Source organism: Maridesulfovibrio ferrireducens (assembly GCF_016342405.1).
GTDB classification, from domain to species: Bacteria; Desulfobacterota; Desulfovibrionia; order Desulfovibrionales; family Desulfovibrionaceae; genus Maridesulfovibrio; species Maridesulfovibrio ferrireducens_A.
This window is the reverse complement of the sequence record NZ_JAEINN010000002.1, coordinates 236,142-250,362: the sequence shown is the minus strand read 5'-3', so window position 1 is coordinate 250,362 and position 14,221 is coordinate 236,142. Positions and strand designations below refer to the sequence as shown.

Genomic DNA, 14,221 nt, shown 5'->3' with positions numbered 1-14,221 from the left:
CGCTGTTAAACAGATTCTCATTTTTTTCAGACTTAATTAAAGAACTAAAGGATACGTAATGGCAAGAAACAAGAGTCGCGTGGTTCCGTTCATAATATTGATTATAACTTTAGGGCTTCTCAGTGGAGGAGCATATCTATTATATAAAGATACAGACGCGCCACAAATTACAATAACCCCGGACAATGGCTTTATAACGTTTACAACACCGATCGCAGTTAATATAAATGATGCGGAGTCAGGTCTTAAAGCTGTAAAAATTGTTTTAACTCAAGGCAAAAAGAAAACCACTCTTAAGGAACAAACTCTGCCGAAAGGAACTTTTGATTATAATCAAGAAATCATAATCAAGAAAAAACAAATTAAACAAGGTGATTTTGAGATTGCTGTATGGGCTGTAGACAGCTCGCTTGCCGGATTCGGCAGCGGAAATGCGATTATTGCCAGAGGCAACTACACGCTTGATACCATTGCCCCCAAAATAACAGTGCAGACAAGCACTCATAACCTGACTCAAGGCGGCTGCGCTTTGATTCTTTATACGCTTGATGAAACTCCAATGAAAACAGGCGTGAAGTCGGGAGATGATTTTTTCCCGGGGTATAAACAACCTAACGGCGAATATGCGTGCCTTTTTGCCATGCCGTTTTACTCTGATGTAAAAACCTTCAATCCAGTTTTAGTAGCTGAAGATGCAGCAAAAAACAAAAGAACCAGCACCTTTTGGTATCATACGAATGCCAAAAAATATAAACACGACAACATTAATATTTCAGACCGCTTTTTGAGCACAAAAATGCCTCAATTTGAAAGCAGTTTCCCGGGAGTTACAAATCCGGTAGATCTCTTTCTGAAAGTTAATCGCGAATTACGTGTAACCAACAGAGCTGAACTACGAAAACTCGGGCTTGATACCTCTCCGACCTTTCTCTTTGAAAAGAAATTCTTGAGATTGCCGAATTCCGCATCACGTGCCAGCTTTGGGGATCGTAGAACCTACCTGCACAATGGCAAAAAAATAGATAACCAGACTCATTTGGGAATAGACCTCGCAAGCACAAGACATGCTCCTATTCCAGCGGCTAACAAAGGGCGCATTATTCTGGCCGCTCAGGATTTCGGGATATATGGAAATGCAGTCATTATTGATCACGGCTTAGGACTGCAAACTCTGTACTCACACCTCAGCCAGATCGACGTTGCTGTAGGGGATGTCGTAGACTCCGGACAGATAATAGGAAAAACAGGAGCAACCGGTATGGCCGGTGGAGATCATCTCCACTATGGAGTTATTTGTTCCGGAATTCCCGTCAATCCATATGAATGGTGGGACGAAACATGGATAAAAAACAATATCACCAGCAAAATGGACCAGCCATCGGACTAAACAGTTAATTATTAAAACATAATACTACAAAAAAAGAGCCTGAAGACATTCATCTTCAGGCTCTTTTTTTGCATTGCAATCCAGATTCGCTTTCCTGAATTTACAATTCCCAGTGCACTTTTTTCCCTTAAAAAAAATCCCCATTTCGCACTCCTTAAATTTATTAGTTTTATACCAAGACGGTCTGTTTCTTGTATAAATTATATACAGAAAGGAGGTCTCAGAAAATTTTTCCGCGAGCCATAAAAGGAAGGTGATTTTATGTGGAAAACGATCATCATAATCATAACAACTATTATACTTATAGGACTGACTACAGCCTCAATTCAGGCTGCAGAACGTTATGCAGGGAAAGAGCTTACTATCAGGCTTGATACTGAAAAAAACAATTCCCGCAATACAAGTCGTCTGACTAATAACTCTAAAGTTACTAATAGTTTTAACATATCTGAGGGAGTAAGCGCCGGGTTCATCTTCGGACTTGATTCGAATATTCCTGAAAACAGTCAGAGCTATACCCCCGAGAAACAGGGATTCGGCCTTGGACTGGGATTCAGTTTCAGCTTTTAAAAAAATCGTCTTAATTACGTGCTTCCCTCCATGTTAATGAGCACCCATTTATAACGAAAATATTATTGAATATAATAATACTCATTATTCAAACTTTAAGTTTATTGATTTTATACTAATGCTTCATATTTCTTATATTAATAATGAAAGAAAAAATTTTAACAATTTTATACAAATTCAAGAAAAATATCATATGTCTAAATTCACCATCACATTAATAATATCCTTAATTCTATCAATAGCAGCAATTCAAGTTCAGGCTGCTGAAATTAATCTGGGAAATGATTTAACCGTTAAACAGGATTCAAGTAAAAAGACCTCTTTAATGAAGGATAATATTGAAAAACAATTTAAACCGCACGATGATGTTAAAATATCAGAAGGGGTTAGTGCAGGTCTTCTTTTTGAACATAACGAAAATACACCAAAAAACAATCAGAGGATTACCCCTGAAAAAAAAGGGCGTGACGTTGGGGTGGGACTAAGCTTTAGTTTTTGAAAAGACCCGAATTATTAACGACCTGCCAAAAAACAGATTCAGCAGTGGCATCACTCCCTCCTCCGTTTGATTGGCCATTTGTTAAAATAACAAAATCATAACCTCTGAATCTACATGCAATTGAAGTGTATATTCCTGCATAATTACCATTATGACCAATGGCTCCATGCTTACTCATTACTCCAAGACCATACGAAACGCCCGAAAAACCTGTCGGAATCAGTTTCATCTGCTCGCTCAGTAAACTCTCATCAATTTTGAATCCGTTTAAATAAGCCCTAAGCCATTTCATTAAATCTTGTGCCGTTGAAACACCGTTTCCAGAACCCCATGCCCACGAAGGATTAATCCTCTGACTCAAGTTAGTAACTTCTCCAGTTACCGGATTGAAATCATACCCTTTTGCGTAAGGCTCGGACAAACTGGAACTGCGGGTTGGAAAGGACGTATTTTTCAGTTTTAAAGGTTTCAAAATTCTGCGGTATATCTGATTTTCAATTTTGTCTTTGGTGAGTTTTTCAATAATCAACCCAAGCACAACGTAATTTGAATTACTGTACTCAAAAGAATAACTTGAATCGAAGGAAACATTGGAAACTGATCTAGATTTTTTATCAGGACTAAAAGACAGGAGTTCGACAGGAGACCATGATTTCCACGGCTGTTTTCTAAAATTTTTTAAAAATAATTTATCGGTTGAAAAATTTCCGAGTCCGCTTCTCATTTGTAAAAGCTGACGAATTGTAACGTTATCATCCTCTTCGATAACTCCGGGCAAAACATCACGCACAAGAGTATCAAGATTTACAATTCCTTCCTGCACAAGCATGAGCATTACTGATGCAACAAATGTTTTAGTTATGCTTCCTATTCTAAATTTTAAATTTGAAGTCATGGGAACCAATGGCCCACCACGGCTGATAGTCCTTACTCCAGCAGAAAAAGCCCATCGCTCTCCAGTAGGACTACGAATAAACATAACCCCTCCTGGAATATGAAGCTCCTGTACAGCACCTTTAAAAGCTGTTTCAAGTTCATTACGATCAGTCGCACTTGTAGAAGCTGAAACAGCAGTCCTCACAGCTATCCCAAGTGCTATGATAAAAATGAATGTTACAATTATCTTTTTTAGTTTTATGTGATTCATAATTTATCTTTTTTATATCAATTCACCTTTCTTCTCACACTAACACAAACTAAGATTAATAATAAACCTGTTAAAAAATGCTTATAAAAAAAGGGTGCTCCCTTTAAGAGAACACCCTTCACAAAAACAATTTCAGTGATATAAATTAATGAGTAGGAGGCTGATACTCCTCCTTTATAAGAGTCAAGGCGATAGGAGTAATGTTATTCTTTCCTCTGAATAATTCTTCCGCCGTCAGACTTTCAAGAGCATGACTTAAAACCTGATCCATATTTTCAACCGGGATAATTTCCAGATCTTTCAAAATTGTATCTGGAACTTCTTTAAGATCTTTTTCATTCTCAGCAGGAATAAGAACTACCTTTGAAAGTCCTCTATGAGCGGCAAGCAGTTTTTCTCTAAGCCCCCCGATGGGAAGGACTCGTCCACGCAACGTAATTTCACCTGTCATGGCTAGATCATGGCGCACCGGCACGTTCAAAAACGCTGACGCCATCGCGGTACAAAGAGTAATCCCCGCAGAAGGTCCGTCTTTAGGGATTGCCCCTTCGGGAACATGAACATGAATGTCTATCTTCTCATGGAAGTTAGGCTTCAAACCGAACAGGTCCGAACGTGAGCGGATATATGAAAGAGCGGCCTGTGCAGACTCCTGCATAACTTCGCCAAGCTTCCCGGTGATAACAACTTTCCCTTTACCCGGCATAAGAACGACTTCAACCATAAGCATTTCGCCGCCGACCTGAGTATAAGCCAGTCCTGTGGCAACACCTATAAGAGACTTTTCTTCACTGGAGCCATGACTGTATTTATGAACACCCAGTATCTTTGCAAGATTATTTTTTGTTACATGAATATTCTGAGCTTTATCGTCAGCCTCAACAATCTTCATTGCAGTCTTGCGGCATATTTTAGCAATCTCACGTTCAAGACTTCGAACACCGGCTTCTCTTGTATATGTACGGACAATCTCAAGCATAGCACTGTCAGAAACAGCAATATTATCAGTTTTTAAACCGTGCTCAGAGATCTGTTTGGGCAAAAGAAACTTCTTGGCTATTTGAGTTTTTTCAGTTTCAAGATACCCCGGAAGACGTATAATTTCCATTCTGTCCTGCAACGGACCCGGAATAGAATTTAGATCATTAGCAGTAGTTATGAAAAAGATCTTTGAAAGATCATAGTCCAAATCAAGGTAATGATCACTAAAGGTTCCGTTCTGCTCAGGATCAAGGACTTCAAGCAAGGCAGAAGAAGGATCGCCTCTGAAATCAGTGCTCATTTTATCAACTTCATCAAGACAGATAACGGGGTTGCTGTATTCGCAACGTCTGAGTGAATGAATGATCTTACCGGGAAGCGCTCCGACATATGTACGGCGATGACCTCTGATCTCGGCCTCATCGCGCACACCACCGAGAGACAGACGAACAAACTCACGATCCATAGCTCTTGCAATGGACCGGGCGATAGAAGTCTTACCAACTCCGGGAGGACCAACAAAACAGAGAATCGGTCCCTTTATTGTTTCAACAAGAGACTGAACAGCCATATATTCGAGAATGCGCTCTTTCGGCTTCTCAAGACCATAATGATCTTCATCCAGGATATTACGGGCTTCTGCAATATTAAGTTCAACTTTTTTATATTCGTTCCAAGGCAGCTCCATAATCCAGTCAACATAGTTACGGACAACTGTGTATTCTGCGGAAGAAGGAGCCATCTGGCGAAGTTTTTTAATTTCTTTACGAACGCGCTCGCGGGATTCATCATCCATCTTTTTAGCGTCAAGTTGTTCTTCAAGAGCTTGAGCTTCCGACTGCGGATCATCCTCGCGTCCCATCTCTTTGTTGATGGCTTTGAGTTGTTCGTTAAGATAATATTCACGCTGGTTCTTTTCCATCTGCCCTTTCACGCGATTTTTCACACGCTTTTCGATGGACACGATTTCAATTTCACCCAGCAAAAGTTCATAAACAGCCTCAAGTCTCTTAAGCGGGTCAGTCATTTCAAGAATAACCTGCTTCTTGGTAAACTCGACTTTAAGATGAGGCATAATTGAATCAGCTAACTTTCCAGCTGTTCGAATGGTCGAAATAGCCAGAACAGTTTCCGGAGCCAACTTTTTATTAACTTTCCCAAAACTCTCAAGAGCGGTGTGAACAGAACGGACAAGCGCCTCTGTAACATTTACATCAGCCGGAAGATCTTCAATCGTTTCCAGACTGACCAGAGGAAAAACATCATCAAAAGTTTTCCCGTCAGCCTGAGGATCCCACTGTGCACGGTAAAGACCTTCAAAAAGGACTTTAATTGTGCCGTCAGGAAGTCTGAGCATCTGGAGAATTTTACTTACTGTACCGACCCTGAAAAGGTCTTCAGGCTCAGGTTTTTCCTTCTCTGGAAATTCCTGAGTGACAAGAAAAATCTTTTTGTCATGTTCCGAAATAGCTTCTTCAATGGCTTTTATAGATGCCTCGCGCCCTACAAAAAGAGGTACTATAGAACGCGGGAACATTACGACTTCCCGCAGTGACATCATTGGAAGAATATTTTTTTCGGCGGATTCGTTGCCACCTTCGAATATTGTGGACGACATTTATCCTCCTGCTTTTAATCTGGAAAAGTTTTCAAAATTAACTATAAACCTTTAAGAACTTGAAATAATACCCACAACAGTTTTGTCAAACCGAAAAACGAATATTTATTGCAATATCAATAAATAACAAAAATTGAAAAAATTATATAGAAAATTGATCAAGGCGGGCGAACTAAAAAAAAGCGCCCCCAGTTTTATCGACTGGAGGCGCTGAGAAGTTTATGCACTTTTTACTTCGTTTTGAAAAAACAGCAAGGGTTCCATTCCCGTTTCAACCACACTTTTATTGATAACACACTCTTTCACTCCAGTGAGGGAAGGAAGCGTATACATTATATCAAGCATGATTGATTCAAGAACATTTCTAAGACCACGGGCACCTGTTTTTCTTTTAACAGCCAGACTGGCAATGCTGACAAGAGCATTCGCTGTAAAAGTCAAACGGACTCCATCCAGATCAAACATTTTTTTGTATTGTTTAACCAGAGCGTTCTTAGGTTCCTGAAGAATGCGGACAAGATCTTCTTCAGTCAACTCTGATAAAGCTGTCTGAACAGGAATACGCCCAACAAATTCGGGAATTAAACCAAATTTAACAAGGTCAGCTGGTTCTGATTTACGGAACATTTCGCTGATACCCAATTCTTTTTTGGATTCAACATTTGCTCCGAAACCGATTCCGGCTCCCTGCAATCTCTGCTGTACAATCGAATCAAGCCCGATAAATGCACCGCCAAGAATAAATAGAATATTCGAAGTATCAAGTCTGATAAATTCCTGCTGAGGATGCTTACGACCGCCCTTAGGAGGAATATTAGCTTCGGTTCCTTCAATTATTTTCAACAATGCCTGCTGAACACCTTCACCGGAAACATCACGAGTGATAGACGGGCCGTCACCCTTACGGGATATTTTGTCTATTTCATCGATATAGATAATTCCGCGGGAAGCTGATTCAATATCATAATCAGCATTCTGCAAAAGCTGAACAAGAATATTTTCAACATCTTCACCAACATAACCTGCTTCGGTGAGAGTTGTAGCATCAGCAATTGCAAAAGGTACTTTTAAAACTCTTGCGAGAGTCTGAGCTAACAGAGTCTTACCAGATCCGGTAGGGCCGATTAAAAGGATGTTGCTTTTATCGATTTCAACATCATCAGTACCTGATTTAGTATAAAATACACGCTTGTAATGATTATGAACAGCAACCGCCAAAATCTTTTTAGCATGGTCCTGTCCGATAACATATTCATCAAGCAATTCTTTAATTTCTTGAGGAGACAGCAGATTTCCTGCATCAAACTCCTCGCTAACCGCTTCCTGTGCCATGATGTCATTACAAAGTTGAACACATTCATCACAGATATAAACATCAGGTCCGGCAATCAGTCTCTGAACCTCATCCTGAGATTTAGAACAAAAGGAGCAATGAAGGTCCTGTCCTGAACCTTTTTTATCTTTACTCATCAGGAATTAACCTTCCTTGGCTTCAAGTTTGCCACGCGAAGTTAGAACTTTATCAATAAGACCATACTCAATGGCCTCTTCGGCTGACATGAAAAAGTCGCGATCCGTATCTTTCTGAATTTCATCAAGGCTCTTTCCTGTGTTCTCAGCCATGATGGCATTCAGGTTCGCCTTTAGTCTAAGAATCTCTTTCGCCTGAATTTCAATATCAGTAGCCTGTCCCTGTGCACCGCCCAAAGGCTGATGAATAAGGATACGACTGTTCGGCAGAGAATAGCGGCTTCCTTTCTCTCCGGCACATAAAAGAAATGCGCCCATGCTTGCAGCCTGGCCCATACAAAGGGTTGCCACAGGTGCTGAAATGTATTGCATGGTATCATAAATTGCCAAACCGGCAGTTACGGACCCGCCGGGGGAATTGATGTACATATAAATTTCTTTTTCAGGATCTTCCGATTCCAGAAAAAGTAACTGTGCGCAAATAACACTTGCAACATGATCATCAATCGCGCTTCCAAGTACTATAATTCGATCTTTTAGAAGGCGTGAGTAAATATCGTAAGCGCGTTCAGAGCGTCCGGTAGTTTCAATAACAATAGGTATAGTTCCAGACATCAATATCTCCCGGGAGAAGAAATGTAATATAATTAAGAAGGGTAAAATTCTCACAATTATGAATTCAACCACCCTTCATAAGGGCCATTTTACCAAAAAAATATTCTAATCATTTGAAAGCCCAAGTACAAGTATAAATCGGAACAAAACCGATTTCAGCCCTTTCTAATTTCAGTAGTTAACGAGATATACGATCATAGACAACCTTTTTCCCGGATAAAGAAAAAAGGCGGCACGTTTTTGTAAACCGTGCCGCCATTTTTTGTCTATAGCAAAACGTAAGTGTTACTTGTCACCCTTTGTTTCAGGCTCTACTTCAGTAACACTTGCATTTTCGTAGATGAACTCAGCAGCTTTATCAGCAAGAAGTCTATCTTTCAGAGGCATAAGAAGATTGTTTTCTTCATAGTAAGACTTGACAGAATTTAAGTCCTGACGTGTCTGCTGAGCGATCTGCTGAAGAGCTCCCTCAACTTCCTGAGGTTCAACGGTGAGTTCTTCACGGTTGGAAACAGTAAGAAGGAAGATTTCAGTGCGGACACTTTCTTCTGCAAGAGTAGCCTGTTCTGCGCGAAGTTCTTCCATGCTCTTACCAATAGATTCAAAGCTGCGTCCTGAACGTTCAGCGCGGGTAATAACGTCAGCAACCATACGGTCTGTGCGGTCGGCAAGAAGAGAAGGAGGAAGCGGGAAGTCAAGATCCTTAACAATGCTACTGATCAGTTTGGTCAGAGCGGTGCTCTTGCAAAGCTGTTTACGGTTAGCAGTGTAGGACTGTTTAATGATTTCACGCATTTTATCAACGGATTCAAAACCGCCGATCTGCTTAACAATCTCATCAGTCAATTCAGGCATTTTACGCTCTTTAATTGCATGAACAGTAACTTTCATAGTTGCTGTCTTACCTGCCAATTCAGCGTTGATGAAATCATCAGGGAAAGTAATATCAGTCTGTCCGGATTCGCCGGACTTAAGAGTCTTTACGTACTCTTCAAATTCTTTCAAAGAATGCCCTTCACCGATGGGAAGGTCGAAGTTGTCAGCCTGAACACCGGGAATAGGCTGTCCGTCCATTTCAGCAGAGAAAGTGACAGAAGCAAGTTCGCCGTCTTTTGCAGGACGATCATCCTCGATAGGTGCAATAGTAGCCATATTCTGGAGAAGTCTTGTTTCAACGTCTTTCAGTTCACTTTCAGCAACTTCAGCACGTTCTTCTTCAACAGCAAGGCCAAGGTATACAGGGGTATCAAATTCAGGAACAATTTCAAATGAAATAGTGTAATTGAAGTCTTCGCCTCTAACAAGTTCAGCTGCATCAACATCAATTTTGGAAACAGGCACGATAGACTGACCATTAAGAATTTCATTGATCTGGTAGTTAATCAGATCAGTTGTTGCTTCGGTTACAATCTGTTTTTTGTACTTAGACTGAACGACAGAAGCAGGGACCTTGCCCTTTCTGAATCCTTTAATAGGTGTCTGAACTTTATACAAAGCGATAGTCGCATCAAGGGCTGCGCCAACTTCTTCTGCTGGAACAACAACTTTAACAGCTCTTTCTACCGGGGATGTCTCTTCAATATTAAATTCCATTTTAAGTACTCCTTCTAAAATATATTCGCCGTGCTCGAAAATACGACGGTTGTGTACGTAAGCAATGCTATAAAAAAGGCAAGTGAACCCTTTCACAATATATAGCAAAAGAACTGGGATTATTTAGGCAGTTTCCACACAAAGTCAAGCCCTGTTAAGGATTCCTTTATAAATTAGACTAAAATATATGGATAATTGATTTTGTAAAAAAAAATAAACCGGAAAACCCTCTCAGATTTTCCGGTTTATTAAAAATAGAATAGGCTATTGTTACGCTGCAATATCTTTCAGAGATTCAAGCTTACCTTTCATTCTGGCAATCAACGCGGCTTGACCTTTATGTTCTGGATTTAAGTAACTGATCGCAGAACTATAAGCTTGTACGGCATCGTTTATTCTACCACTCATCTGATATATTACTGATAAATTGTTAAACATTGTTGCCCGGTGAATTTTACGAGATTTACATGAAGCCAACCTGATAGCCTCTAGAAGACTATCCTCAGCTTTTTCAAAATCTCCTTCATTACAAGCGGCCATTCCTTCCCTGTTCAATTTCCAAGCATTGCTGAAACTACACATAACTGACTCCTTTCAAATCTAATATCTTATTTCAATCTAATAATTTGTTTTCATCGACACACTCAACGAGCACAATGTATTGATATTGACTTTCATTGTCAATGAATTTCGGGGTTATTTTTAAAAACTTTTTTAAACTCAATTAAAATTCGCAATTATAACTTATAAAAAAAGGGTTCACGGTGCATTAACAACGTAAATCCTTAACAGCTTTATTTAGAAAGATAAGATTAGAAGCTATAACCTTATTTCAGTATGACTTTCCGGGACAAGACCATTTTTACAACAATCTCAATTAACACAATAGAAAGCGGGACAACCACGCCGCCAACAATAAAGCCTTGCCAAAAAACCGGAAGTGTTCCCCACCAATCCATCATATGTCCTTCTGCTGAAAGGAATATTTTACTTAGTTAACCGTTAATATATTCCGTGATAAATTAAACAGAACTCTTATCTATAATAATATGTCCTGAATTAAGAGACTGATTTTTAACAGACAAACAAACTGATTAAAAGAATATTCCTTCAATTTTTTATTATTAATATTTTTCTTAGACTTCGACTCAAAACCATTTCTAATCTGCTCAAACTTACCCATTTTTTCATTTAGATCTTGCTGAATCTTAAAAGCTTCACCCTATCGTGAATATCCATAATTATTTCTACATTTTTTAATTTTACACAATTTCTACCGACAAATTGATCTCAAAACACTATTCAGTTATTTTTTATAGTTTTTTATTGACAATAAATTTGAACATGATAGGGAGTCGTGTTATCAAGTAAATAAAGCCCTTAAGCTTTACATTGCTGCGTTATAAGGCCTATACTCGAAACGAGGGGTTGGGCTCTTCTAAATACATTTGATTTTATTATTAAAGTCACAATAATCTACTACAAATCTTAGAATGTTTGCAATGCAAACATTCTATATTATTAGGATTTATATAATGTTTAAAGAATCTAACAAATATAAACTTTATTTATATTTTTCTATTGCATTTTTAGCCACGCTTTTGCTTGGAGTAGTGCTGAGTTTCGATTTCATAACGTCACTATTTAAGACTTCAATTCCAATTAATTCAATTATTACAACCGTTATCGTTGGCAGTATTTATTTAGTCTTTCATTATATTGTCTCTGTCTGTTATGAAATATCTATATTTGAAAAATTTACCAAGTGGTGTGAAAACCCCTCAGAATCATCTTTCGACGCAGAAGATTATAAAAGCGGCCTCCTTACTACAGTATTAAAACCTATGATCTCATCCGTTCAAAAGAATGGATATATTCTTGTAAACTCTTCAAGTGACACTAGATCTATCGTTGAAGGACTTGAACAAAGCATATCGTCCAGAACCTCTCTAGTCTCTTTTTTGGGTGGATTCCTCGTCTTACTGGGGCTTATGGGTACCTTCTTAGGGCTAACAATTACCTTACAATCTATGGGTGAGATATTAAGCGCGCTTGCCGGAGGACTCAGCGATACAGGAGACAGCTCCATTTTAACTGTTATGGTTCAACTTATCATACAGTTAAAAGAACCCATGGCGGGTATGGGAACGGCCTTCTCAACATCGCTCTTCGGGCTTGCAGGTAGCGGAGTTGTAGGCATTCTTTCCATTTTTTTAAGCCGGATACATGATCAGCTCAAAAGTAAACTGGAAAATTGGCTAAACCAAAAAACTAACTTTGCCTGTAAAACTGACTCTGAGGACTCTCTAGACTTTCCTTCAGATGAAGGATTATCAAGCCAGCTTAAAGCTATTTCAAAACAACTTGTCCAACATAACAAAGCCCTTATCGAAACGTTAACTAATACAAATAGATTTTTACTTGAAATGACTATTTTGCAGCAAAGTTCAGCAGAAGTAATGAAAACTGTCCAAGACCAGTCCATCGAAACAACAAAAGAAGTCAAACTTGGAAATGAACTTTCCGGACGGCTTATAAAAGAATCCCGACAGATGGTCATAGCTCTTGAGCAAGCCCTTGAAACCAAAAAAACGGATAGTTAAAAATTTTTCTATTTAACACTTCATTCTTCAGTTTTTAATAACCCTATGGTGAAAAATGTTTCAGGCTACTTTTAATATTATTTGTATTCTTTTTGTAATATGCGCCCCCTTTTTTCCTTTGAACGGGAACGCTTATGCTGTCACTCCTGACCTAAAAACAAAACCAGAACTTAATAGCAACACAGCACAACACTTAAAACAAAATCCTTCGAATTCTTTAAATGAACTTTCCACACAGATTGCCCAGAATGATTTGGTACCTGCTCAAGAAACGGGTTCAAACGCGCTCTCTCAAATTAATGTTGATGAAGAATATATCAGTGCAGACGATATAAACTTTTTTGATACCAATGCGACACCGATTAAAAGAGAATCTACGGCGAATCAAACGGGTCCATCGGTCTCCAATGCAACTCAAATAGAAGTAGCCAAACCAGAGATTACACAAAACGCAACAGCTTCTACGACAGCAAACCCTGCTTCCACGGACAAAGGCGCTGTACTTACGTTACACGAGGCGTGCCGCCTTGCAGTGATACACCATCCATTAATAGATAGAGCTTTAGCGACCAGACAGGAAGAAGAAGCCAACTACAATATTTCTAAAAGCGTCTATTATCCGCGCATTGATTTTCAAGCTAACCTTGGACCTAAGCATGATCTGAAAACCGATATCACGGAATATGGCGACAGCTCAGTATCCATGACTCAAACCATTTTTAACTTCGGTGGACTGCAAGACGAAGTTGCAAGCGCAAGACTGAAAGCAGACAGTGCACAATTACGTTTTGCGAGAACAAATGAAGATATTGCCGCCCTTACCATAAATTCATACTTGACCATTTTACAGGCAAAACAACTTTTACGGGTTTATGAAAATTCGCTGCAGTTTTACCAAAAACTGCTTGAAACCTTTTGGGAAAGATACAACGCAGGTATTTCATCCAAAGCTGATGCTCAAAAAGTAGAAGTATCTCTTAAATCGACTGAATCACAACTTGTCATTCAAAATGAACAATTCAAGACGGCTAAAGTACTTCTTGAAAACATAATAAAACAATCGGTCACAGATATTGAACCGAATGTAAATTTACTCAAAGTGGGAATACTCGGTAATGCTGAAGACTCTTATTCCAGAGCATTAAATTTTAATATAAGCTTAAGAGCAACCCAAGCAGAAATAGAATCTCAGAAAATGGTTATTTCAGCTAAATCGACAGAATACCTTCCATCTCTAGGTTATAAATTACAGGCAAAAAATGAGATGCAACAACACAATGACGACAAAAACTCTTTTGACGCACAACTAACACTGAATTGGAATCTTTTTAACGGATTTGCTACAGACGAAAAGATAAAAAAAGAAGAAGCAATATTAAAAAGATTGGAAGCGACAAAACATACAACCGAACTGGAAATCAAAAACATTTTAGATAATGCATTTAACTCTTACGACTCTTCTGCAAAAGAATACCAGCTTGCAAAAGAAGCCTATGATTCAAGCATTTATTTGATGAGCCTTTACTTAAGCGAGTTTGATCTCGGAATACGAACTCTGCTGGACCTTATTACAGCAAGAGAAGGACAGACCAGTGCGGCAGTAAGAGAAGTAAACGCACGATTTGCCAGAATCCGGGCAACTTTGAATATTATTTTAGAAGAAGGACGACTTGCAGAAGTTCTTAACTTACCGATAGAAAAAGGTTTTTTATAATAAATTAGCGTTGTGGAGCGCAGG

The 14,221-nt window shown here is 39.0% G+C and carries 12 protein-coding genes; 5 read left to right on the top strand and 7 right to left on the bottom strand.

Translation table 11 applies throughout. From position 1 onward, the window contains the following. Positions 1–58: 58 nt before the first annotated feature. The 3 genes from JEY82_RS02990 (at position 59) to JEY82_RS02980 (ending at position 2,456) form a co-directional block, all read left to right on the top strand. A complete protein-coding gene (locus JEY82_RS02990) occupies positions 59–1,387 on the top strand; it encodes a M23 family metallopeptidase (RefSeq protein WP_304082408.1) in 1,329 nt (442 codons plus the stop codon). A 261-nt stretch (positions 1,388–1,648) separates the two neighbouring features. Beyond that, positions 1,649–1,957 carry a hypothetical protein gene (locus JEY82_RS02985; protein WP_304082407.1) on the top strand — a complete coding sequence of 103 codons (309 nt, stop codon included), beginning with the start codon at positions 1,649–1,651 and terminating at the stop codon, positions 1,955–1,957. Positions 1,958–2,150: 193 nt separating this feature from the next. Further along, positions 2,151–2,456 carry a hypothetical protein gene (locus JEY82_RS02980; RefSeq protein ID WP_304082405.1) on the top strand — a complete coding sequence of 102 codons (306 nt, stop codon included), beginning with the start codon at positions 2,151–2,153 and terminating at the stop codon, positions 2,454–2,456. Here JEY82_RS02980 and JEY82_RS02975 read toward each other — a convergent pair. The 7 genes from JEY82_RS02975 to JEY82_RS02945 form a co-directional block, all read right to left on the bottom strand. Continuing rightward, entirely contained in the window at positions 2,446–3,603 is a 1,158-nt protein-coding gene (locus JEY82_RS02975; RefSeq protein ID WP_304082404.1) for a serine hydrolase, read from the bottom strand. The two genes, JEY82_RS02980 and JEY82_RS02975, sit on opposite strands and share 11 nt — an antisense overlap. 145 nt (positions 3,604–3,748) lie before the next feature. Beyond that, positions 3,749–6,202 carry an endopeptidase La gene (gene lon / locus JEY82_RS02970; RefSeq protein ID WP_304082402.1) on the bottom strand — a complete coding sequence of 818 codons (2,454 nt, stop codon included), beginning with the start codon at positions 6,200–6,202 and terminating at the stop codon, positions 3,749–3,751. A gap of 219 nt (positions 6,203–6,421) precedes the next feature. Further along, the gene (clpX, locus tag JEY82_RS02965; protein ID WP_304082400.1) at positions 6,422–7,672 is read right to left on the bottom strand and encodes an ATP-dependent Clp protease ATP-binding subunit ClpX; all 1,251 of its coding nucleotides are present in this window, start codon (positions 7,670–7,672) and stop codon (positions 6,422–6,424) included. Between the two features lie 6 nt (positions 7,673–7,678). Continuing rightward, positions 7,679–8,287 (bottom strand): ATP-dependent Clp endopeptidase proteolytic subunit ClpP, encoded by a 609-nt coding sequence (clpP, locus tag JEY82_RS02960; RefSeq protein ID WP_092163430.1) that lies wholly within the window; start codon positions 8,285–8,287, stop codon positions 7,679–7,681. A gap of 285 nt (positions 8,288–8,572) precedes the next feature. Then, positions 8,573–9,880, bottom strand: coding sequence for a trigger factor (gene tig / locus JEY82_RS02955; protein ID WP_304082397.1), 1,308 nt, complete (start codon positions 9,878–9,880; stop codon positions 8,573–8,575). A gap of 270 nt (positions 9,881–10,150) precedes the next feature. Further along, the gene (locus JEY82_RS02950; RefSeq protein ID WP_304082395.1) at positions 10,151–10,462 is read right to left on the bottom strand and encodes a tetratricopeptide repeat protein; all 312 of its coding nucleotides are present in this window, start codon (positions 10,460–10,462) and stop codon (positions 10,151–10,153) included. A gap of 245 nt (positions 10,463–10,707) precedes the next feature. Further along, positions 10,708–10,842 carry a hypothetical protein gene (locus tag JEY82_RS02945; protein ID WP_304082394.1) on the bottom strand — a complete coding sequence of 45 codons (135 nt, stop codon included), beginning with the start codon at positions 10,840–10,842 and terminating at the stop codon, positions 10,708–10,710. 573 nt (positions 10,843–11,415) lie between these two features. Between JEY82_RS02945 and JEY82_RS02940 the strand changes: the two genes are divergently transcribed. Together JEY82_RS02940 and JEY82_RS02935 are read left to right on the top strand one after the other, a co-directional pair. Beyond that, positions 11,416–12,483 (top strand): hypothetical protein, encoded by a 1,068-nt coding sequence (locus tag JEY82_RS02940; RefSeq protein WP_304082392.1) that lies wholly within the window; start codon positions 11,416–11,418, stop codon positions 12,481–12,483. 55 nt (positions 12,484–12,538) lie between these two features. Further along, complete coding sequence (locus JEY82_RS02935; protein WP_304082390.1) at positions 12,539–14,197, top strand: TolC family protein; 1,659 nt, start codon at positions 12,539–12,541, stop codon at positions 14,195–14,197. The last annotated feature ends 24 nt before the right edge of the window (positions 14,198–14,221 follow it).